Origin of the sequence: Streptomyces sp. NPDC005302 (assembly GCF_040607345.1) — a bacterium.
GTDB lineage: Bacteria > Actinomycetota > Actinomycetes > Streptomycetales > Streptomycetaceae > Streptomyces.
The window spans coordinates 433,379-454,880 of sequence record NZ_JBEXGN010000001.1 but is presented as its reverse complement, the minus strand read 5'-3'; the positions used below and the strand labels follow the sequence as shown (position 1 = coordinate 454,880).

Below are 21,502 nucleotides of genomic sequence, written 5' to 3'. Positions count from 1 at the left end.
GCACGGACCGGGACTCCCCGGTCCGCCACCCTCACGATGCTAAGCGGGCGCTCGACGGACGCCACCGCGCCGGCCCTGTCCGAAGTGTCCTCCGGACCGCAGCCGAAACGCCCGTCGGGCGGATCCCGTGCGACCTCACACGGAGACCACCACCGCGGAGTCTGCCCTCTCCGCCCGCCGCAGCAACGCGGCCGCCAGCAGTCCTCCGAGCAGGACGGCGACGGCACCCACCAGCTGGCTGGTCTCCAGGCCCGAGGAGAACGCGTCGGTGATCCGCCCGCGCTCCTCGGCCGATCCGGCGGAGGCGAGCGCGGCGGGCAGTGAGGCGGCGGCGACCGGAATCAACGCCGCGAACCGCGCGTTGAGCACCGCGCCGAGCACGGCCACGCCCAGCCCGTTGCCGAACTCGGCGAGCGTGCCGTTGATCCCGGCGCCGACACCCGCCTTCTCGCGCGGGATGGCGCTCATGATGGCGTGCGCCATGGCGGGGTTGGCCACCGCGCAGCCCGCGCCGATGAGCAGCAGCCCGGCGAGCGTGCCGGCGTAGCCGTGGCTGGTGAGCGTGGCGATCGACACCAGTCCCGCGGACATCAGCGTCATGCCGAGCACGATGGAGAGGGGCGTGCCGAGCCGCGCGGTCCAGCGGGCCGACAGTCCGGAGAAGTTCAGCGCGACGACGGCGAGCGCGAGCGGCGCGGTCCGCACACCCGCCTCCAACGGCCCGTAGCCGAGCACGAACTGGAGGTGCTGCGTCAGCAGGAACAGCGCGCCGCCCATCCCGAAGGTGATGAGGACGGCGCCCGCGACGGCTCCGGTGAACCGCCGGTTCCTGAAGAACTGCAGGTCGAGCATGGGGTACGGGATCCGGCTCTCCCAGGCGGCGAACGCGGCGAGGACGAGCACGGCGAGGACGGCCGTGCCGAGCACCCGCGCCGACGTCCAGCCGTGCCCGGGGCCCGAGATGATCGCGAACACCAGCGCGGTCATGCCGACCGTCGACAGCAGGGCGCCGACCACGTCCGGCCGGTCGGCCCGCCGCGGCTCTCCCGGGGAGCCGGGGACGGCCGCGATACGCGGCGCGGCCTTCGACTCGGGGACGAGCGCGATCACCGCGACGAGGCCGAGTGCCGCGACGGGCAGGTTGATGAGGAAGATCGCGCCCCACCAGAAGTGGTTCAGCACGAAGCCGCCGATCAGCGGCCCCGCGGCGAAGCCCACCGCGTTGACCGCGCTCCATATGCCGATCGCCTTCGGGTGCTCGTCCGGGGCGAAGATCTGCATGGCGACGGCGAGGGTGGTGGTGAGCAGCAGCGCGCCGCCCACGCCCATGCCGGCCCGTGCGGCGATCAACTGCCCGGTGGAGTCGGCGAGTCCGGCCACCAGTGATCCGGCGCCGAACAGGACGAGTCCGCTGACGAGCATCTTCTTGCGGCCGTAGCGGTCGGCCGCGCTGCCCGCGGTGAGCAGCAGCCCCGACTGCACCAGCGAGTAGGCGTTGATCATCCACTGGATGTCGGAGGTGGCCGCGCCCAGCTCGCGGGTGAGGGAGGGGATGGCGACGTTCAGGACGGTGTTGTCGAGCAGCACGGTGAGCTGGGCCAGACAGATGACCCCGAGGATCAGCCATCGCTGGGGGTGCCCTTGAGGAGGGGACGAGGTTGACATGCTGTACACCGTAGAACAGTTCCCATACGGCGTACAACGTGGTTTTCCGGAGACCGGGGTGCCGCCGATGAGCCCTGCTCACCGCCTCCCCGGCCCGGTCGGCGGCCCGTTCCCGGCGTCCCGAACAGGCGGTGGCCCGGAGCGTGTTCGCTCCGGGCCACCGCCTGCCGCCTCGCGGGCTGCCGTTCCCCGACGGTCAGCCGCTGGTCGTCGGCTGCGTCAGGTCGTAGAAGGTGGCCGAACCCACCGTCACCTTCTTGAAGTTGGCCGTGACCCAGGAGCTGATCCGGGAGGAGGCCGAGGCGCTCGCGCTCCCGCCCGTGCCGCCGCCCATTCCGCCGCCCGAGATGAAGTAGTGGATCTTCCCGTCGGTCACGTACTTCTTGAACTGGGCCAGGGTCGGCGACGGGTCGGTGCCGTTGAAGCCGCCGATCGCCATCACGGGCTTGCCGGTGGCGAGCTGGTAACTCGCCGAGTTCTGGGAGCCGATGGCCGCGGCCGCCCAGGTGTAGTCACCGGCGTTCTTCGACAGCAGCGTCTTCGCCGCGGAGCTGACGTCCGCCCCGTTGAGCAGACCGCCCGCGCCACCGCCTCCGCCCATGCCGCCCTCACCCGCGGCGCCGCCGGGCATGCCGCCCTGCTGGTTCCCGCCCTGCGTGTTCCCGTTGCCCTGCTGGTTCTGGCCGGGGAATCCGCCGGTGCCGCCCGTCGGGGGCCCGCCCGTGCCGCCGCCCTGCTGGGTGCCGTTGCCCTGCTGGTTCTGGCCGCCGCCGGGGAAGCCGCCCCGCATGCCGCCGCCACCCCCGCCGGGTCCGCCCATCGTGCTCGCCCCGGACGGACCGGCCGTCACGATGGAGCCCGAGTGACCGGTGTCCACCGTCGAGAGCGTGTACGCCGTCGGACCCGCGATCGCTGCCACGAAGCTCAGCCCTGCCGCGGCGAGCGCCAGACTGCGGCCGAGCCGCGTCACGAAGATCAGGCCGAGCGCGCCGGTCAGACCGCCGACGAGGACGAGCCACTTGAGCCAGGGCAGGTAGTCGGAGGTGCGGTTGAGGAGGACGTACCCCCAGGCCGCGGACGCGGTGACCGCTCCGGCCAGGGTGAGCGACGCCCACACCTTGCCGCGCTCCTCCCACAGCACCGTCGCGCCCATGCCGACCACGGCCGCGATGTAGGGGGCCAGCGCCACGGTGTAGTACTGGTGGAAGATGCCGGCCATGTAGCTGAAGACGAGCGTGGTCATCAGCAGCGCGCCGCCCCACGCGAGGAACGAGCCGCGGGTCAGGTCGGTCCGCTTCGCCTTCCGGGTGAGGACGATGCCGGCCACCAGCAGGATCAGGGCCGCCGGGAGCAGCCAGGAGATCTGGCTGCCGATCTCGGAGTTGAACATCCGGTTCCAGCCGGTCTCGCCCCACTGTCCGGTGCCGCCACCGCCGCCACCGCCGCCGACACTGCCGGTCTCGTCGCCGTTGATCCGGCCCAGCCCGTTGTAGCCGAAGGTCAGCTCCAGGAAGGAGTTGTTCTGCGAGCCGCCGATGTAGGGGCGCGAGGACGCGGGCCACAGCTCGACGATCGCGACCCACCAGCCGCCGGCGACGATCATCGCCCCCGCCGAGAGACCGATCTGCGCGAACCGCTTCCGCAGGCTCACCGGCGCGCACACCGCGTACAGCACGGCCAGCGGCGGCAGGATCAGGAACGCCTGGAGCGTCTTGGCGAGGAACGCGAAGCCGACCGCCACGCCCGCCCAGACCAGCCACTTCGTCCGGCCGTCCTCAAGACCGCGGATCACGCAGTAGACCGTGACGGTCATCAGCAGCGCGAGCATCGCGTCCGGGTTGTTGAACCGGAACATCAGGGCGGCGACCGGAGTGAGCGCGAGCACCGCGCCCGCGATCAGGCCCGCCGCCGGGCTGAACCGGCGGCGCAGGGCGGCGTACAGGACGCCGACCGTCGCCACGCCCATCAGCACCTCGGGGACGAGGATCGCCCAGGAGCTGAGGCCGAAGATCCGTACCGACAGGGCCATCGGCCACAGCGAGGCCGGGGGCTTGTCGACGGTGATGGCGTTGGCCGAGTCGAGCGAGCCGAAGAAGAACGCCTTCCAGCTCTGGCTGCCCGCCTGGACGGCCGCGGAGTAGAAGGAGTTGGCGTACCCGGAGGCGCTCAGGCCGTACAGGTACAGCACGGTGGTGGCGAGCAGCAGGGCGAGGAACGCGGGTCGCGCCCAGCGCGGGTCCTCGGGCCTGCCCCGCCAGACCCGGCGCGGGAGCGGGCGGGCGGGCTCACCGGCTCCGGGCGCGACGGCGGGGTGGTCCGCTCCGGGCGGGAGGGTCGGGGCCGGCGGCCCCCAGACGGGGGCGGGGCCTCCGGTGAACCGGGCGTCCGCGGCGGGGCCCGCGTCCCCGGCACGGCTCGTCGTCCTGCCGGTCCCGGTACTCGTGTCGGGCTGCGTCGTCATCGCGCGTTCCTCGGATCGTGGTCGTGCGGGCGCACCGCCTGCATCTGCATGGTCGAGTCCCCCCAGGTACGGTCCGCGGCGTCACCGGCGCGGAACGGGGCCGTGTCGTACGCGTTCGTGTCGTAGGGGGGCGAGTCGTACGAGGCCGGGGCCGGGTTGGAGGAGGCCGGGGCCGCGGGCGCCGTCGGCCGCTGCGGCAGGGGTTGATGCGCTGCCCCACCGTGCCGTACGGGCATCGGGTGCGGCGCCGCCGGATGTACGGCGTGGCCGCCCGGCCGGTGCGAGGCCACCACAGGCGACGGTGCCGGCGCCGACGGCTCGTCACGCCGGTCCGGGAAGACCCAGGCGCGGAAGAGCAGGAACCGCAGGACGGTCGCCGCGAGGTTGGCGGCGATCAGGACCGCCAGTTCGGTCGAGTGCGCGGGATCGTTCGTCGCCGCGTTCAGGGCGGCGAGGGACCCGCTGGTCAGGACGAGCCCGATGCCGAAGACGACCAGGCCCTGCGCCTGGTGGCGGACGGCGCCGCCCCGGCCGCGGACCCCGAAGGTCAGCCGCCGGTTGGCCGCGGTGTTGGCGACGGCGGAGACGAGCAGCGCGAGCGCGTTGGCGACCTGGGAACCGGAGAAGGAGCGGAAGCCGCTGTAGAGCAGCAGGTAGAAGAGCGTGGACAGGCCGCCCACGACGCAGAAGCCGACGAGCTGGCGGGCCAGCCCCTTGGGCACGTCGGTCAGTTCGCGGTCGCGCGGATCGTCCCCGAAGGGCCGGGCGAGCCGGTCCAGCGAGAGCGATCCGCCGGCGAGGGCGCGTCCCACCCGCCACACCCCCTTCAGGTCGTCCGTCGCGGTCCTGACGATGTGGACGGTCGAGTCCGGGTCGTCGACCCAGTCGACCGGCACCTCGTGGATGCGCAGCCCGGCCCGCTCGGCCAGCACCAGCATCTCGGTGTCGAAGAACCAGCCGGAGTCCTCCACCAGCGGCAGCAGCACCTGGGCGACGTCGCGGCGGATCGCCTTGAACCCGCACTGCGCGTCCGAGAAGCGGGCCTGGAGCGAGCCGCGCAGGATCAGGTTGTACGAGCGGCTGATGAACTCCCGCTTGGCGCCGCGCACCACCCGCGAGGAGCGGGCGAGCCGCGAGCCGATCGCGAGGTCCGAGTGACCGGAGATCAGCGGCGCCACCAGCGGCAGCAGGGCGTTCAGATCGGTGGACAGGTCGACGTCCATGTACGCGAGGACCGGCGCGTCGGACGCCGACCACACGGTCCGCAGCGCCCGGCCGCGGCCCTTCTGCTCCAGCCGGCAGGAGACGACCTCCGGGAGCCGGGCCGCCAGCCGCGCCGCCACCTGAGGGGTGGTGTCCGTCGACGCGTTGTCCGCCACCGTGATGCGGAACGCGTACGGGAACGTGCGCTTGAGGTGCTCGTGGAGTCTGAGCACACAGGGCTGGAGGTCCTTCTCCTCGTTGTAGACGGGGATCACTACGTCCAGGACAGGCGTACCGGCGTCTGTGGCCGGGAGATGCTCCCGCGCCGGCAGGTTGCCGGGAGAAGAGTCGGTTCGCATGGAACGACTCTCGTCACGCGCCCTGTTGTGCCCATGTGGTGGCGCTGTGCTGTGCCTGTGAGTGCTGTTGCCACGACGTTTCGGGTGCGAGCGCGGGCAGGTGCAGGGTGAACACGGTCCTGCCGGGCGCGCTGTCCACGGTCACCGCACCCCCGTGCGCGGCCGCCACGGCCTGCACGATCGCGAGTCCGAGACCGGTGGAACCGGAGGCCCGGGAGCGCGAGGAGTCGCCCCGCGCGAACCGTTCGAAGACGCGGGGCAGCAGGTCGGCGGGGATGCCCGGCCCGTCGTCCTGGACGTCCACGCACAGCCACGGCCCGTGCCGGTGCACCCGCGCGGTGACGGTCGTCCCCGGCGGGGTGTGCGTCCGGGCGTTCGCGAAGAGGTTGACCATGACCTGTTGCAGCCGTGCCGCGTCCGCCGCGACCAGCGCGGGCTCCTCGGGCAGGTCGAGCCGCCAGTAGTGATCGCGCCCGGCCGCCCGCGCGTCGCTCACGGCGTCGATCACCAGTGGTACGAGGTCGGTCTGCTCGTACTGCAACGGCCGCCCGGCGTCGAGCCGCGCGAGCAGCAGCAGGTCCTCCACCAGCCCGGTCATCCGCCCGGCCTCGGACTCGATCCGCCCCAGCGCGTGCCGGGTGTCGGGTCCGGTCTCCTCCCGGCCGCGCCGGGTCAGTTCGGCGTAGCCGCGGATGGAGGCGAGCGGGGTGCGCAGCTCGTGACTGGCGTCGGCGACGAACTGCCGTACGCGCATCTCGCTCTGCTGCCGCGCGTGCAGCGCTCCGTGGACGTGGTCGAGCATCCGGTTGAGCGCCGCCCCGACCTGTCCGACCTCGGTGTGCGGATCGGCCTCCGACTCCGGCACCCGCTCGTAGAGCGTGACCTCCCCGGTGTGCAGGGGCAGTTCGGAGACCCGGGTGGCGGTGGCGGCGACCTTGCGGAGGGGGCGGAGGGCGAGCGTGACGATGGCGGCTCCGGCGAGGGAGGCCGCCACGAGGCCCGCCGCGGTCACGCTGATCTCGACGTAGATCAGGGTGGTGAGGGTGTTGGTGACCTCTTCGGTCGGCAGGGCCACGTAGAAGGCGCCGTTCCCGCCGCTCTTGTACTGCACCTGGTACTCGCCGCGGCCCGGGATCTCCACCGTGTGCGGATTCCCGTCCTTCGCGACGGAGGCCAGGGCGGACAGTTGGCTGTTCCCGAGCTTTACCGGCGTGGGCTGCTCGGCGCCGCTGGAGTCCTTCTTCCCCACACTGACGGCGCCCTTGGTGACCTCGCCGTTCTTCACGATCGCGCCGATGGCGCCCATGCCCTGGCCCCGGGTGACGAAGTCCAGGGGATCCTTGACGATGCCGTCGTCGCTCGGCGGCCGCATGGTCCGCCCACTGCCCGGCGGGTCACCCAGCGGCCCGCCCGCAGCGCGCATGGCCATTTGGGCCACGTTGTCGTTCACCTGGTGGTACAGGTGCGAGCGCAACGCGATCGTGGTCACCGTGCCCATCACGGCGCACACGACCGCGATCAGCGCGACGGACGCGACGACGAGCCGCGTCCGCAGAGTACGCGGCTGTCCTCGCCTCTTCTGCGTCCGCGGCCGTCGTCGTCCGCTCATGACGCCGCGGGCTTGATCAGATAGCCGGCCCCACGCCGGGTGTGGATCATCGGCTCGCGCCCGGCGTCGATCTTGCGGCGCAGATACGAGATGTACAGCTCGACCACGTTGGCCTGGCCGCCGAAGTCGTAGGACCACACGCGGTCGAGGATCTGCGCCTTGCTCAGCACCCGGCGCGGATTGCGCATCAGGAACCGCAGCAGCTCGAACTCGGTCGCGGTGAGGTGGATGTTGGCGCCGCCCCGCGACACCTCGTGGCTGTCCTCGTCGAGGGTGAGGTCGCCGACGACGAGCACGGACTCGGAGCGCCGGTCCGAGGCACCCGCACGCCGTATGAGTCCCCGCAGCCGGGCGACGACCTCTTCGAGGCTGAACGGCTTGGTGACGTAGTCGTCGCCGCCGGCGGTGAGCCCCGCGATCCGGTCCTCGACCGCGTCCTTCGCCGTCAGGAACAGCACCGGAACGTCGGGCATGTCCCGGCGCAGCCGCCCGAGCACGGCCAGCCCGTCCATGTCCGGCAGCATCATGTCGAGAACGACGGCGTCGGGCCGGAACTCGCGCGCGGTCTGCACCGCACCCGTCCCGTCGCCCGCGCTGCGGATCTGCCAGCCCTCGTAGCGGAGGGCCATGGACAGCAGCTCGGTGATCGACAGCTCGTCGTCCACCACCAGCACGCGGACGGGGCTCCCGTCCGGCCTCAGCAGTTCGGTGCGCCCCTGGGGCGAGGTCGTGGTCATAGCGGACACCTTGGCCGGTGCCGCTGAGAGCATCCTTTCCACAAGCTGTGATTTATCTGAGAAACGCACAGGCGCCTCTCAGGAAACCCCTGGGAACGTCATGCGTCCCTCTTACCCCGCGGTGGATCCGGCTGCTCGGGCGGCCGGGCGACGGTCCGGGCGTGCGGGCGTGCGGGCGTGCGGGCGGTGCAGGCGGTCCGGGAACGCGCCTCAGCCGAGACCGAAGAGCCGCGCCCCGTTCCCGTGGCAGACCGCGCGCAGCCAGTCGTCCCCCAGCCCGAGCCGTTCCAGGGCGCGCAGCTGGTGGACGTAGGGGTAGGGGATGTTCGGGAAGTCGGTGCCCAGGAGGACCCGGTCGCCGAGGTCGGCGAGGCGGGGCAGCAGTCCGGCGGGGAACGGCGCGAGCCGCTCGCTGAAGTCCGTGAACGCCATCGTCGTGTCGAGCCGCACCTCGTCGTACCGCTCGGCGAGGGCGAGGAAGTCCTCGTACTCGGGCATGCCGAGGTGCGCGACGACCAGCCGCAGCCGGGGATGGCGGGCGAGGACGCCCGCGACCGGGCCCGGCCCGGTGTACTTCCCGGGCGAGGGGCCCGATCCGCAGTGGATCACCACGGGGATGCCCGCCTCGGCGAGCATCCCCCAGACCGGATCGAGGAGTTCGTCCCCCGGGTCGTACGCCCCCACCTGCACGTGCGCCTTGAAGACGCGCGCGCCCGCCTCGACCGCCTCGCGCACGTACCGGTCGACGCCCGGCTCGGGGAACAGCGTGGACGTGTGCAGGCAGTCCGGGGTGCGGCGCGCGAAGTCGACGGCCCAGGAGTTGAGCCACTCGGCCATGCCGGCCTTGTGCGGGTAGAGCATCGCGGTGAAGGCGCGGACCCCGAACTCCCGGATCAGCGCCAGCCGTTCGTCCTCGTCGGCGCGGTAGGTGATGGGCCACTCGACGCCGCCGGTCAGCTCCCCGACGCGGTCGAAGTAGTCCCAGACCTTGCGCAGCACCCGCTCGGGCATGAAGTGCGTGTGGACGTCGACGAGTCCGGGCAGCCCGAGGCCCCGCCAGAACGCGCGGACCTCCGCGGCCTCACCGGGCACCGCCGCCGAGACGGCCGCCCGCTCTCCCGGCCGCGTCTCGGCTGATACGTCGGAGTGATCGCTCATACCCGCCACTCTCCGTCCGCCGGTCCCGCGGCGTCCAGCGCGTTCCCCACGGAACGGGACGGCCGGAACCCGCGCCGGGCCCCGGGCGGGCTCCCGGGACGGACGCCCGGACGGCTGGACCGGCCTCTCAGAAGAGCCCGTCCTGGACCGCCGACTCGACGGGCAACTCCCGTACGGGAAAGGCCCGTACGACGCTCTCCTCCGTGACGCCGGTCAGCTCCCATCCGGTCAGCAGCCGTGTGTCGAGGACGAGGACTCGGCGCCCGGTGTCCAGGTGCAGATCGGGTCCGGCGGCACCGCACAGCTCGCCGCTGATCGCCCCTCCCGGCATCAGCTCGCTGACGGCCCCCTGTGCGGGAGGCGTTCCGCCGAGCCCGAACACGTCGGTGTGGTCGACGGGTTCGAAGGGCTCGCGCCGGAGCGACTCGGGCCAGCCGTCGAGCCGCCCCGCCCGCGCGTGCAGCTCTCTGATCCCGGCGATCCGCTCCTCGGGCCCCGGCAGCGTGGCCCGCACCGCCCGCTTGGCCGCGTACGGGATCCGGTCCGGCACCCCGAGCGCGGCCCTCAGCAGTTCCTCCGCCCGGCGCGCCGCCATCAACGGCCCCTGCCCCAGCCAGCTGAAGGTGACGGCCCCCTGCTCCAGGAGCCGCACGGAGCCCCGCTCGACCCGCGTGATCCCCACCTTCACCATGCCGGGCCCGAACCACGCCAGGTACACGCGGTACGGCCGCGGGTCGTCGGCCATCGTGTCGGCGGCCACCGAGTGCGCCCGGTCCAGCCGGGCGCAGTCCTCGCAGCGCGCGCCCGTACCGCGCGCGGAGACGACGGCTCGCACGGCACACGCGTTCCCCCTGGCCCCGACGCATGTGCGCACACCCCCGTCCACGACCCCGAACGCCACGCGCCGCCCGCGGACCAGCGGGCTCTCGCGCCCACCGCTCCACACGAGCACCGGCCCGTCCCCCGACCACCGCAACCCCGAACACGCCCACACCTGCCGCACCCCACCGACAGTAGAGCCCGGCACTGACATCGCCCTGCCCGGACCGGGAGGGGGTAGGCGGTGGCCATGCGAAGGTGGCCACGCGAACGCAAGCGCCGTTCACCCACATGGGTGACACATCGAGCGTCTGGGCGTTTCGCCCTCCCTCCGTGTTTCTACGGTGGTCGGGCGTCGCCCCTGCCCCCGGTGACGTTCCCCCGACCAAAGCTCCCGCCAGGGATCTCGTAGAGGAACACCATGGGCATCGAGGACAGGCACACGCACGCCGTTCCGCTCGGAGGCGCGGCGCCCCTGGGGCCCCTCCCGCCGCCGGGCCCGAACGCGCGGAGCCGTCTCGACCAGGGAGCGACGGTGGTGGAGCTGCGCGGCACCGTCGACCTGAACGTCGTCCACGAGATCCGGGTGCACACCGACGCCGCGAGCGCCTACCGGGGCTCCCGGGTGGTCGTGGACCTGCGGCCGGTGGAGTTCCTCGACTGCGCCGGGCTCGGTGTGCTCTGCCGGACCCGGCGCCGGGTGATCGAACGCGAGGGCCGGCTGGCCCTGGTCTGCGTCCGGCCCTGGCATCTGCGGATTCTCAGGGCGGCCGGACTGGGCCCGCACTTCGAGATCCTCACCACGGTGGAGGAGGCACTGCGGGCCGCGACGGCCTTCGACGGCATATAGGAAGCTAGGAGTTCCCCGTCCACGGATGTCGAGAACGTGCCCACGGCTCCGTCCCAGGGACATCAGCGGTCACCACCGGCCGCACCAGGAAGAGGGAGAGACCAGCATGGCGATTCAGCGGATGGACAACGTCGGCATCGTCGTCGAGGACATCGATGCCGCCGTCGCGTTCTTCCTGGAACTCGGTATGGAACTGGAGGGCAGGGCGGAGGTCGAGGGCCTCGTCGCCGATCAGTGCACCGGTCTCGACGGGGTCCGCTGCGAGATCGCGATGGTCCGGACCCCGGACGGTCACAGCCGGCTCGAACTGGCGAAGTACATCAGCCCCGCGGCCATCAGCGCCCCGCGCGACCAGCCGCACAACATTCTGGGCACGCACCGCGTCATGTTCGCCGTCGACGACATCAACGACACCGTCGCCCGCCTGCGCCCGCACGGCGCCGAACTCGTCGGCGAGATCGCCCGCTTCGAGGACAGCTACCTGCTCTGCTACCTCCGCGGCCCGGAGGGCATCATCGTCGGCCTGGCCGAGCAACTGAACTGAGACGGACGTCTGCACCGAGTCCAACGAGAGAACGCAAAAGGCCCCGGATCTCTCCGGGGCCTTTTGATCTGTGTGCACTCGGCAGGATTCGAACCTGCAACCTTCTGATCCGTAGTCAGATGCTCTATCCGTTAAGCTACGAGTGCTTGTTTTGTTGTTCTTCCGTCTTCGCTTCCCGGGGTTTTCCCCCGCTCGCGGCGACAGGAAGAACATTACATGACTGCCGCCGCCATGTGAAATCCGTTTGCCTCACCCCTTGTGAGCTGCGAAAACGTCGTTCTGGGCGGTTCGGGGCGGCCTGGGAACGACGAAGCCCCGGTCCAGTGGACCGGGGCTTCGGATCTTCGCGCGGAGGCGGAGGGATTTGAACCCTCGATGGGCTTGAAGGCCCAAACCGCATTAGCAGTGCGGCGCCATAGACCGGACTAGGCGACGCCTCCCGCACAACCGCTCACGCGAGCGCGAGTGGTGCGTGCAGATGATGACACAGACGAGCGCCGCGTCACCAATCGCCCCCTACGGTACTAGGCAGGCAGGCCGGAGGGCAAAGCCCGCCACCGGCGCGCGACCGCGCGCAACCAGGGAGGACGCGTCGCGTTAGGCAGTTCATGTTGCGCCGACTGCTCCTCACCGCCGCCGCGTCCGCCATCGCCGCGCTCACCGCCGTGCCCAGCGCGTCGGCCGGTACCCCCGCACCCCCACCCGCCGCATCCCCTGTCCTCACGGCATCCCCCGCACCCCTGGCCGCTCCCGCCGGCCTGTCCTCTCTCTACACCGCCGCGCGCAGTGGCACGGAGCCCGCGGCCATGCCCCCGCCGGCCCGCCCCGAGGACTCCGGGGACCGGCTGACGGTGACGGTCCACGACGCGGGGAACGGCGCGGACGGCACGTACGAACTGGACTGTCACCCCGCGGGCGGGAGCCATCCGCGGCCCGCCGAGGCCTGCGACCTGCTCGACGGGAACACCACCTGGGGCAAGGACCTCTTCGCCCCCGTACCGCCGGACGCCCTCTGCACCATGCAGTACGGCGGCCCGGCCACCGCGCACGTCACGGGCACCTGGGCGGGACGGCCCGTCGACGCCCGCTACGACCGGACGAACGGGTGCGAGATCTCCCGCTGGAACACCATGGTCCCGTTCCTGCCCGACCTGATGTCCTGACGCGCGAGCGGGCCGGACCGGGGCGGCCGCGCGAGGGGCGTCCCGGCGGCCGGGCGAAAACACATGGTCACAGCTTCTGCGTCCGTTCTGCGTGCGACCTCCCTCTCATCCGGCACCGTCGGCGGGACCTCTGCCCGTAGACTCCCTCGCGTGACACGCCGCGGGCAGGTTGGCAAGATGGCATCCGCGGTCGGCAAGGTGCGGTAACAGGGAGGAAGCGTCTCGTGAGCAGCAGGCCATCCCGAGGCGCTGCTCGCCTCGCAGCCATACTGGATGCCCTTCCCGACGCGTTGCTGCTGGTCAACGCCAACGGAACCGTCGTCAACGCCAACACCATCGCCCTGGAGGCCTTCGAGACCCCGGGCACGGCACTGGTGGGCCGCGGGCTCCTCGACCTGCTCCCCGAGTTCGACTCCCGGTTGATCCCCGGCTCCATGCGGCGGCCCGACACCATCGACCAGCGCGGGCGGACCAAGCCGACCCGGATGATCGCGCGGCGCACCGACGCCTCCGAGTTCCCGGTCGAGGTCACCAGCGCGAACCTGGAAGACGGCCAGCAGGCCTACGACAGCTACGGCCCGACCCCCGACGAACTACTCATGCTCGTCGTCCGCGACCTCTCGGGCACCGTCGACACCGAGGCCGAACTCGCCCGTTCGCAGCGTCAGACGGAGATGATCCTGCGCGCCGCGGCCGAGGGTGTCGTCGGGACCGACACCGAGGGCCGGGTCGTCCTCGTCAACCCCGCCGCCGCCCAGATCCTCGGCTACCGCGCCAGCGACCTCGGCGGCAAGGACCTGCACGCCCTGATCCTGCACTCGCGGGCCGACGGCGAGCCCTTCCCCTATCCCGAGTCACCGCTCGCCGACACCCTGCGCTCCGGGCGCAAGCACCGGGTGCGCGGGCAGGTGCTGTGGTCGAAGTCGGGGGACCAGGTGCCGGTCGACCTGACGACCTCTCCGGTGCGCGACGGGGACCAGCTCGTCGGTGCCGTCATGACCTTCACGGACCGGCGGCCGTACGACACCCTCGCCCAGGAGAAGGACGCCGCCGACACCCGGCACACCGAGGAGCTGGAGCGGATCGGCGAGGAACACACCGCCGAACTGGAGGCCCTGCGCGAGCGGCACACCGCCGAGATCGCCGAGCTGACCGAGCGGCACGAGGAGGAACTCGCGGCGGGCGACGAGCGGTACGCGTCCCTCGGTGAGCGGGAGAAGGACCGCTACGAGGCGCTGACCGCCCGGCACGAGCAGCTGCTCGCCGTCCTGGACCAGTCCCTGCGCGGCCCCCTCGACCAGTTGCGCGGCGAACTCTCCAAGCTCGCGGCCGACGACGCGGGGCAGCTGTGGCCGGAGGCCAACCAGGTGCTCCACCACCTCGCGGCCGGCTACTCGCGGATCACCACGCTCGTCGACAACGTGCTCGGCTACCAGCGCCTCGACGCGGGCGACGAGACCATCGCCCGTACGAACGTCATGCTCGACGCCGTCGTCGCGGCCGGTGTCGACGGGGCCGTCGACCTGATCGGGCCCGGACGCGTCCAGTTCGCCGTGCACGCGCCGCCCATCGAGGCCGAGGTCGACCCGCACCGGCTCGCGCGCGCCCTGGCCCACCTCATCGCGGACGTCGCCGGAGTCGACGCCACCGGCAACGCGCCCGTCTCGGCGGGCGGTTACATGGACAACACCGTGGTCGTGGCCGCGGCGCAGCGCGGCGAGGTCGTCCGGATCGAGGTGCGCGGCCCGTATGCCGGGGGTGACCCGGTGCACGAGCCGATCGTGCGCGGGATCGTGCGCGCCCACGGCGGTGTGCTCCAGACCCACGAGGTGCCGGGCATGAGCGGCAGCGCCTTCGTCCTCGAAGTGCCGATCGGAGGCGGGGCCGGAGCGGTCGCGCCCGTGATCGGACCGCCGGTCTCCACCGAGGTCGCGCTGCCCGACCAGGCCGCGCAGCAGAGCGGCGGCCGACGACGAGCCCGGCGCTCGTCCGTCGACGCCTTCCTGGACGCCGACGTCACGGCCGGGTCCGACGCGCAGTCCGACGCGCAGTCCGACCCGCAGTCCGGGGACAGCACCGGGGCGGGCGGGGCGGTTCCCACCGGTCGGCGCCGTCGGCGCGCGGCGGGGGAGCCCGCGGTCGGCGAGGGGCCGGTTCCCGCACAGGGGACCGCGGCCGAGTCGGCCGGTGAGGGTTCCGGCGGTACCGGGCGACGTCGTGGCAGGCCGAGTCCGGCCGAGGGCGCGGGCGACGCCGCGGTCCCGGGCGCGGACGACGCGGTCTCCGAGGGCGCGGTCGTCATGGCGGGCGAGTACGGCGCGGGTACGGCGGCCATCGGAACGGGACTGGGCGGGACGGTGCCTCCGCAGGGGGTGCCGGTGCCCTCCGGACGACGCGCCCGCCGTGACGGTGAACAGCAGGCACTCCCCGCCGCCTTGCCGGCCGTGGCCGGTGCGCAGGCAGCAGCCGGGAACACGGGTCCGGACGGTCCGGAGGACGACGCCTCGGACGCGGAGCACCCGACCGGACGGCGCCGCCGCGCGCTCGCCGCGGCGGCCGAACGTGCCGCCGCGCAGGAGACGGGCGCCCGTACGGTGTTCGCGCTCCCGCCCGCGGAGGCGGACCGTTCGCCGGAGTACGTCCAGGCCGAGGCGCAGGCGCAGGCCGCCCAGGTCCAGGCGGCTCAGGCACAGGCAGCACAGGCCCAGGCCCTCCAGGCGCAGGCCGCCCAGGAGGCGCAGGCCCAGGTCGCCCGCGCCCAGCAGGCCGCGGTCACGGCCGGTCACGGTCAGGCCGACGACGGCCGCCACGACGCGGTGTCGCACGCCACCGACGACGACCACACCCCGCCCCAGCCGCACCCCGTCTCCGGCCCGGGCCGCCGTCGCGCCCGCCAGATCGCGACACCGGGCCAGCCCGGTCAGCCGGTCGCTCCGACGGGAACGACAACCGGGACGACCGGAACGCCTGGGGCTCCTGGGGCTCCTGCGCAGGGCATCCCCGGGCAGGGGGTTCCCGCGCAGGGTGTTCCCGGCCAGGCCGGTCCCGGGCAAGGCGTTCCCGCCGCGGGAGTTCCCGCTCACAGCGTTCCGGCTCAGGGCCGTCCCGCACAGGGAGCCCGAGGTGCCGCCGTCGGTGCACAGGGCACCCCGGCCGGTGCCGCCGCGATGCCGGGTGCGCCCGCTCCTGCGGCCCAGCAGCAGTGGCCCGACGCGAACGCCGCTCCCGGTGCCGACGACACCTCGGGCGCGAACACCCCGGCGCCCGGCGCCCGTCGTCCCGTACAACCCGGTGTTCCCGGTGCCGCGCCGGCCGCCGCGCGCGCCGCTCAGCCCGCCCGGCCCGTACCGGCGGCGCAGCCGGCCACCGCGCCGCTGCCGCCGGAGCGGCCCGCCCCGCGGGTCGCGCAGCCGCTGCCCGCCGAGGCGTCGGCGGCGTCCGCCGCGGCGGACTCCAACTCGACGCAGGGCCGTGCCATAAGCGTGCGCACGCTCGGCCAGGGCGTTCCGTTCGCCCGCCAGATCGCCGCGGCCCAGCCGGGCGGCGGTGTCCAGGCACCGACGCCTCCCCCGCACCAGACCAACGGTTCCGGCCGCCGCCGCAAGCTCGGCACGCCGCCCGAGCCCGTCGTCGAACGCCCCGAGAACGGCACGCGGTCGCCCCAGCAGGGCGGCCAGCCCGGAAACGGACCCCGGCGGCCCGGAGCCACCGAGGGCGCCGGGCGGTCGTACGCCATAGGAGCACCGGACGAGAACGCCGCCGAGGGCCCCGAGCCGCTCGACGGTCCCGGCGGTGCCGTCGAGGTCGCCGATCAGCCGCAGCCCCGGCCGGTGGACGACGAGTTGCCCCCGGAGCCCCTGGACAACCCGCGGCGGCTGCTCGTGTGGCCGGCGCCGGACGTCACCACCCAGCAGGCGCTGAGCGACCGCGGCTACCGTCCCGTCATCGTGCACTCGCGCGAGGAGGTCGACGCGCAGATCGCCGCGTTCCCCGCCGCGTTGTTCGTCGACCCGCTGACCGGCCCGATCACGCGCACGGCCCTCCAGTCGCTGCGGCAGGCCGCCGTGGCGGCCGAGGTGCCCGTTCTCGTCACGGCGGGACTTGGACAGGCGACACGCGAGGCGGCGTACGGTGCCGACCCCGCCGTCCTCCTGAAGGCCCTCGCGCCGCGTGACTCCGAACAGCATCCGCCGCGCGTCCTGCTCATCGAGGAGCACGCGGAGATCGCGCTCGCCCTCACCGCGACGCTGGAGCGGCGCGGGATGCAGGTGGCGCGGGCGTCGACGGACGAGGACGCCGTCACGCTGGCCGCGCAGATGCGGCCGAACCTCGTGGTGATGGACCTGATGCAGGTCCGCCGTCGGCGCGCCGGAATCGTCGACTGGCTGCGGGCGAACGGGCAGTTGAACCGCACGCCGCTGGTCGTCTACACCGCCGCCGTCGACCCCGCGGAACTTCCGCGGCTGGCCGCGGGGGAGTCCGTGCTCTTCCTCGCCGAACGCTCCACGAGCGACGAGGTCCAGGACCGGATCGTCGACCTGCTGGCCCGCATCGGCACCAACTAGGACCTGTCCTGGCGGCCCGTGCACATCCCACTCCGCGGCGCGGACGTGGGGGGCTCCGGGTCCGGGACAGCCGTACGCCGGGCGGGGGTCGTGAAACGCCCGCCCGGCGCAGGTGTCGTATGCCGGGGCCGGTCCAGGGGACCGGCGGGGTTGTGCCGAAGCCGGTGCGTCAGAGCTGGGTGACGTCCAGGCCGCCCTCGGCGTACTGCCGGCGGAGCACCTTCTTGTCGAACTTGCCGACGCTCGTCTTCGGCACCGCCTCGACGATCGTCCAGCGCTCCGGCAGCTGCCACTTGGCGATCTTGCCCTCGGCGGCGAGGAAGGCGCGCAGCGACGCGAAGTCGGCGGTGGAACCCTCCCGGAGGACGACCGTGGCCAGCGGGCGCTCGCCCCACTTCTCGTCGGGGACGGCGACGACCGCGGCCTCGGCCACGTCCGGGTGGGACATGAGGGCGTTCTCCAGGTCGACCGAGGAGATCCACTCGCCGCCCGACTTGATGACGTCCTTGGCGCGGTCGGTGAGGGTCAGGAAGCCGTCGGGGCTGATCGTGCCGACGTCACCGGTCTTCAGCCAGCCGTCCGGGCTGAACTTGTCGGCGGGGCGCAGCGGTTCCGCTCCGGCGCCGCCGTAGTAGGCGCCCGCGATCCAGGGGCCGCGCACCTCCAGCTCGCCGGCCGACTCGCCGTCCCACGGGAGGCGCTCGCCGCCGGGGCCGGTGAGGCGGGCCTCGACGCCGGCCGGGAAACGGCCCTGCGTGAGCCGGTACGCGAACTCCTCGTCCGTGCCGACGGCGTGGGCCGGCGGGCGGGCGACGGTGCCGAGCGGGGAGGTCTCGGTCATGCCCCAGGCGTGGCAGACGCTCATGCACAGCTCGTCGAAGGCGGTCATCAGGGAGGGCGGGCAGGCGGAGCCGCCGATCGTCACCTGCGTGAGGGAGGAGACGTCCCGCGGCTTGGCGGTCAGCTCGGCGAGCAGTCCCTGCCAGATCGTCGGGACGGCCGCGGCGTGCGTCGGCCGCTCGCTCTCGATCATCTCGGCGAGCGGCGCCGGCTGGAGGAAACGGTCGGGCATCAGCATGTTGACGCCGGACATGAAGGTCGCGTGCGGCAGACCCCAGGCGTTGACGTGGAACTGCGGGACCACGACGAGGGTGGTGTCCTGGTCGGTGAGCCCCATCGACTGCGCCATGTTGACCTGCATGGAGTGCAGGTAGATCGAACGGTGCGAGTACACGACGCCCTTGGGGTCCCCGGTGGTGCCGGAGGTGTAACACATGGCCGCGGCCTGCCGCTCGTCCAGCTCCGGCCAGTCGTACGCCGTCGGCTTCCCGGCGAGCAGCTCCTCGTACTCGTGCACCCGCACGCTCGCCCCTTCGAGCAGCGAACGGTCACCGGGGCCCGACACCACCACGTGCTCCACCGTCGACAGATGGGGGAGGAGCGGAGCGAGCAGCGGAAGCAGCGAGCCGTTGACGATGACCACGCGGTCGGCGGCGTGCTTCACGATGAACACGAGCTGTTCGGCCGGGAGACGGAGGTTCAGCGTGTGCAGCACGGCGCCCATGGAGGGGATCGCGTAGTACGCCTCGACGTGCTCCGCGTTGTTCCACATCAGGGTCGCGACCCGCTCGTCGCCCGTCACCCCGAGGTCGTCGCGCAGGGCGTGGGCGAGCTGGTTGGCGCGCTCGCCGGCCTCACGGAAGCTGCGCCGGTGCGGCTCGCCCTCTCCGGTCCAGGTCGTGATCTGCGACTCTCCGTGGATCCGCGCCCCGTGCACGAGAATGCGGGTCACAGTCAGCGGTACGTCCTGCATCGTGCTCAGCACGGCGTCCTCCCGGGGGCGACATTGCCTACGCGGTAGTAATGGGTTCCGCTGATTCTGCTCACATACCGCGTGGTATGTCACTAGGCGCAGGAATGATCGATCAGCGCCACCCCTGCTCGGCCGCGGTACGAAGCAGGGGAACGGGCCCCACGTCCGCGCCGGGCTCCGCCGGAGGAGACCCGCGGGCACGCCCTAGGCGGCGGGCGCCAGCTCCGGGTCGTCGCGCAACTTGCCGAGCGCTCGCGACACCGCCGACTTGACCGTGCCGACGGAGACGCCGAGCACCTCCGCCGTCTGGACCTCACTGAGGTCCTCGTAGTAGCGCAGCACCACCATCGCCCGCTGCCGCGCCGGCAGCTTCATCACCGCCCGCCACATCGCGTCGCGCAACGCCTGCTGCTCGGCGGGGTCGGCCGCGGGCAGCCCCTCCGTCTCGGGCAGTTCGTCGCAGGCGAACTCGTCGACCTTGCGCTTGCGCCACTGCGACGTACGCGTGTTCAGCAACGCCCGTCGCACATAGCCGTCGAGCGCCCGATGGTCCTCGATCCGGTCCCAGGCGACGTACGTCTTCGTCAGGGCCGTCTGCAGCAGGTCCTCGGCGTCGCTCGGGTTCGCGGTCAACGACCGGGCGGTCCGCAGCAACACCGGCTGGCGTGCGCTCATGTACGAGGCGAACGACGGGTACGAACGGGTCTGCGTCGCCGGAGTGGCGGCGTCCGAGGCGCTGGTGCAGACGAGTGTGGTCATGGCTCCACGCTAGGTTCGCCCCCTCCTCCCGCGGATCGGCCGCAGGTCCCGAAGCCATGTCCGCCTCAGGTTGTAGGAAGGGGGGTGGCCCCACCTCCTGAAGGTGGACGAGCGCCCACCGGACCCTGAGGTTCACCCCTGAGAACGCCGAGAGGAGAGACGGTGGGCGGCGGCTGTATCGGGCCGCGGAGAGCCGGGTACCGGCGGGGCTCTCCGCGGGGGCCGGAGGGGACGGGCGGCGACAGACGGGGACGGACGGGTCCGCGCCAATACGGCCGGGAACGGTGGAGAACAGTTGGGGCAGGTGTCCCCGGCTCGGGCCACCCGGGGTCGACCGTCCCGGCCGGTGCGCCCTCAAGCCCTCTCGAAGACCTGCCCATCCCCCTCTCCCCTTCGGCGTCCCCCACGGCCGGGGTTGACCCTCGCTCCCTCAGCCGTCGGAGCCGAGGATCAGCCCCGAGGTGGGGACTCCTGTACCCGCCGTGACCAGGACCCGTTCGGCTCCGGTTATCTGGTTCACGGACGTGCCCCGCAGCTGCCGGACGCCCTCCGCTATGCCGTTCATCCCGTGCAGATACGCCTCCCCGAGCTGTCCTCCGTGCGTGTTCAGCGGCAGCCGCTCCTCCGCGACGAAGTCGGCGGCCTCACCCGGCTTGCAGAACCCGAACTCCTCCAACTGCGTCAGCACGAACGGGGTGAAGTGGTCGTACAGGATCCCCACGTCGATCTCCGCCGGCCCGAGACCCGCGGTCCGCCACAACTGCCGGGCCACCACGCCCATCTCGGGCAGCCCGGTCAGATCGTCCCGGTAGAAACTCGTCATCTGCTCCTGTGCCCGGCCCGCTCCCTGCGCGGCGGCCGCGACGATCACCGGGGGGCGGGCCAGATCCCGGGCCCGCTCCACGGAGGTGACGACCAGCGCCTGGCCGCCGTCGGTCTCCTGGCAGCAGTCCAGCAGCCCCAGCGGCTCCACGATCCACCGGGACGCGGCGTGTTCGGCGAGCGTGATCGGTCTGCCGTGGAAGTACGCCGCCGGGTTGGTCGCCGCGTACTTCCGGTCCGTCACCGCGACATGACCGAACGCCTCGGGCGTCAGGCCGTAGGTGTGCAGATACCGCTGGGCCGCCATCGCCACCCACGAGGCCGGGGTGAGCAGCCCGAACGGCAGCGCCCAGCCCAGGGCCGCGCCCTCCGCCGAGGGCTCCCGCCGCTGGACGCCCGAGCCGAACCTGCGGCCCGACCGCTCGTTGAACGCCCGGTAGCAGACGACGACGTCGGCCACACCGGTCGCGACCGCGAGCGCCGCCTGCTGGACGGTCGCGCAGGCAGCACCGCCGCCGTAGTGGATACGGGAGAAGAAGGACAGCTCCCCGATCCCGGCCGCCTGGGCGACGGTGATCTCCGGGCTGGTGTCCATCGTGAACGTCACCATCCCGTCCACGTCGTCCGGTGTCAGCCCCGCGTCGTCCAGCGCGGACCGCACCGCCTCCACCGCCAGCCGCAGCTCGCTGCGCCCCGAGTCCTTCGAGAACTCGGTGGCCCCTATCCCGACGATCGCCGCCCTCCCACCGAGGTCGTCCCTCCGCCGCACACTCACGAGACACCGCCCTCGGCCGACCCCTTACCGGAGGCGAGAGAAGACACGGGAACAGAACCGGAGGCGGGGGCGGAGACGGGCGCGGGGGCGGAGACGGGCGCGGGGATGGATGCGGACTCGGGAGTGGATACGGAGGTAGGGACGGTGGTGGAGGTCGGGGCGGAGGAGGCACTGACCGGGGCGGAGGCCGGAGCGGTCGT

At 72.8% G+C, this 21,502-nt stretch carries 14 protein-coding genes and 2 tRNA genes; 4 read left to right on the top strand and 12 right to left on the bottom strand.

All coding sequences use genetic code 11. The features are described 5' to 3' along the window. Positions 1 to 135: 135 nt before the first annotated feature. The 7 genes from ABZT74_RS01970 to ABZT74_RS01940 all read right to left on the bottom strand — a co-directional run bounded on the left by ABZT74_RS01970 (position 136) and on the right by ABZT74_RS01940 (position 10,195). Positions 136 to 1,665, bottom strand: a complete 1,530-nt coding sequence (locus tag ABZT74_RS01970) for an MFS transporter (RefSeq protein WP_356432963.1) — start codon at positions 1,663 to 1,665, stop codon at positions 136 to 138. A 196-nt stretch (positions 1,666 to 1,861) separates the two neighbouring features. Further along, entirely contained in the window at positions 1,862 to 4,126 is a 2,265-nt protein-coding gene (locus tag ABZT74_RS01965) for a glycosyltransferase family 39 protein (RefSeq protein WP_356432961.1), read from the bottom strand. Continuing rightward, on the bottom strand, positions 4,123 to 5,688 hold the full coding sequence (locus ABZT74_RS01960) for a glycosyltransferase (protein WP_356432958.1): 1,566 nt from the start codon (positions 5,686 to 5,688) through the stop codon (positions 4,123 to 4,125). Before ABZT74_RS01960 ends, ABZT74_RS01965 begins: the two co-directional genes overlap by 4 nt. Positions 5,689 to 5,701: 13 nt before the next feature. Then, a complete protein-coding gene (locus ABZT74_RS01955) occupies positions 5,702 to 7,297 on the bottom strand; it encodes a HAMP domain-containing sensor histidine kinase (RefSeq protein ID WP_356432956.1) in 1,596 nt (531 codons plus the stop codon). Further along, positions 7,294 to 8,034: a response regulator transcription factor gene (locus tag ABZT74_RS01950; RefSeq protein ID WP_179165267.1), complete on the bottom strand. Its 741-nt coding sequence runs from the start codon at positions 8,032 to 8,034 to the stop codon at positions 7,294 to 7,296. The genes ABZT74_RS01955 and ABZT74_RS01950 overlap by 4 nt, the downstream gene beginning before the upstream one ends. 210 nt (positions 8,035 to 8,244) lie before the next feature. Beyond that, complete coding sequence (locus ABZT74_RS01945; RefSeq protein ID WP_356432954.1) at positions 8,245 to 9,192, bottom strand: amidohydrolase family protein; 948 nt, start codon at positions 9,190 to 9,192, stop codon at positions 8,245 to 8,247. A gap of 127 nt (positions 9,193 to 9,319) precedes the next feature. Beyond that, positions 9,320 to 10,195, bottom strand: coding sequence for a DUF2797 domain-containing protein (locus ABZT74_RS01940; RefSeq protein ID WP_356432952.1), 876 nt, complete (start codon positions 10,193 to 10,195; stop codon positions 9,320 to 9,322). A 237-nt stretch (positions 10,196 to 10,432) separates the two neighbouring features. On the opposite strand from ABZT74_RS01940, the gene ABZT74_RS01935 reads away from it, so the two are divergent. Then, positions 10,433 to 10,861 carry an anti-sigma factor antagonist gene (locus tag ABZT74_RS01935; protein WP_356432950.1) on the top strand — a complete coding sequence of 143 codons (429 nt, stop codon included), beginning with the start codon at positions 10,433 to 10,435 and terminating at the stop codon, positions 10,859 to 10,861. Positions 10,862 to 10,967: 106 nt separating this feature from the next. Further along, a complete protein-coding gene (locus ABZT74_RS01930; protein ID WP_356432948.1) occupies positions 10,968 to 11,405 on the top strand; it encodes a VOC family protein in 438 nt (145 codons plus the stop codon). 73 nt (positions 11,406 to 11,478) lie between these two features. Here the strand turns inward: ABZT74_RS01930 and ABZT74_RS01925 are convergent. Both ABZT74_RS01925 and ABZT74_RS01920 read right to left on the bottom strand, forming a co-directional pair. Beyond that, positions 11,479 to 11,551: transfer RNA gene (locus ABZT74_RS01925), tRNA-Arg, on the bottom strand. 203 nt (positions 11,552 to 11,754) lie between these two features. After that, positions 11,755 to 11,845 (bottom strand) — tRNA-Ser (locus tag ABZT74_RS01920). A 168-nt stretch (positions 11,846 to 12,013) separates the two neighbouring features. On the opposite strand from ABZT74_RS01920, the gene ABZT74_RS01915 reads away from it, so the two are divergent. Further along, positions 12,014 to 12,568: an SSI family serine proteinase inhibitor gene (locus ABZT74_RS01915; protein WP_356432945.1), complete on the top strand. Its 555-nt coding sequence runs from the start codon at positions 12,014 to 12,016 to the stop codon at positions 12,566 to 12,568. Between the two features lie 224 nt (positions 12,569 to 12,792). Continuing rightward, the gene (locus ABZT74_RS01910; RefSeq protein WP_356432942.1) at positions 12,793 to 17,133 is read left to right on the top strand and encodes a PAS domain-containing protein; all 4,341 of its coding nucleotides are present in this window, start codon (positions 12,793 to 12,795) and stop codon (positions 17,131 to 17,133) included. Between the two features lie 169 nt (positions 17,134 to 17,302). Here ABZT74_RS01910 and ABZT74_RS01905 read toward each other — a convergent pair whose 3' ends face one another. The 3 genes from ABZT74_RS01905 to ABZT74_RS01895 all read right to left on the bottom strand — a co-directional run bounded on the left by ABZT74_RS01905 (position 17,303) and on the right by ABZT74_RS01895 (position 21,302). Further along, positions 17,303 to 18,946 carry a long-chain fatty acid--CoA ligase gene (locus tag ABZT74_RS01905; RefSeq protein ID WP_356433035.1) on the bottom strand — a complete coding sequence of 548 codons (1,644 nt, stop codon included), beginning with the start codon at positions 18,944 to 18,946 and terminating at the stop codon, positions 17,303 to 17,305. A gap of 204 nt (positions 18,947 to 19,150) precedes the next feature. Further along, the gene (locus tag ABZT74_RS01900) at positions 19,151 to 19,705 is read right to left on the bottom strand and encodes a SigE family RNA polymerase sigma factor (protein WP_356432940.1); all 555 of its coding nucleotides are present in this window, start codon (positions 19,703 to 19,705) and stop codon (positions 19,151 to 19,153) included. A gap of 430 nt (positions 19,706 to 20,135) precedes the next feature. Beyond that, a complete protein-coding gene (locus ABZT74_RS01895; RefSeq protein WP_356432938.1) occupies positions 20,136 to 21,302 on the bottom strand; it encodes a lipid-transfer protein in 1,167 nt (388 codons plus the stop codon). Between the last annotated feature and the right edge of the window lie 200 nt (positions 21,303 to 21,502).

Bases quoted from the DNA above. Each gene is read 5' to 3' on its own strand.
- ABZT74_RS01970 (WP_356432963.1), bottom strand. From the start codon at position 1,665: ATGTCAACCTCGTCCCCTCCTCAAGGGCACCCCCAGCGATGGCTGATC.
- ABZT74_RS01965 (WP_356432961.1), bottom strand. From the start codon at position 4,126: ATGACGACGCAGCCCGACACGAGTACCGGGACCGGCAGGACGACGAGC.
- ABZT74_RS01960 (WP_356432958.1), bottom strand. From the start codon at position 5,688: ATGCGAACCGACTCTTCTCCCGGCAACCTGCCGGCGCGGGAGCATCTC.
- ABZT74_RS01955 (WP_356432956.1), bottom strand. From the start codon at position 7,297: ATGAGCGGACGACGACGGCCGCGGACGCAGAAGAGGCGAGGACAGCCG.
- ABZT74_RS01950 (WP_179165267.1), bottom strand. From the start codon at position 8,034: ATGACCACGACCTCGCCCCAGGGGCGCACCGAACTGCTGAGGCCGGAC.
- ABZT74_RS01945 (WP_356432954.1), bottom strand. From the start codon at position 9,192: ATGAGCGATCACTCCGACGTATCAGCCGAGACGCGGCCGGGAGAGCGG.
- ABZT74_RS01935 (WP_356432950.1), top strand. From the start codon at position 10,433: ATGGGCATCGAGGACAGGCACACGCACGCCGTTCCGCTCGGAGGCGCG.
- ABZT74_RS01930 (WP_356432948.1), top strand. From the start codon at position 10,968: ATGGCGATTCAGCGGATGGACAACGTCGGCATCGTCGTCGAGGACATC.
- ABZT74_RS01915 (WP_356432945.1), top strand. From the start codon at position 12,014: ATGTTGCGCCGACTGCTCCTCACCGCCGCCGCGTCCGCCATCGCCGCG.
- ABZT74_RS01905 (WP_356433035.1), bottom strand. From the start codon at position 18,946: ATGCAGGACGTACCGCTGACTGTGACCCGCATTCTCGTGCACGGGGCG.
- ABZT74_RS01900 (WP_356432940.1), bottom strand. From the start codon at position 19,705: ATGACCACACTCGTCTGCACCAGCGCCTCGGACGCCGCCACTCCGGCG.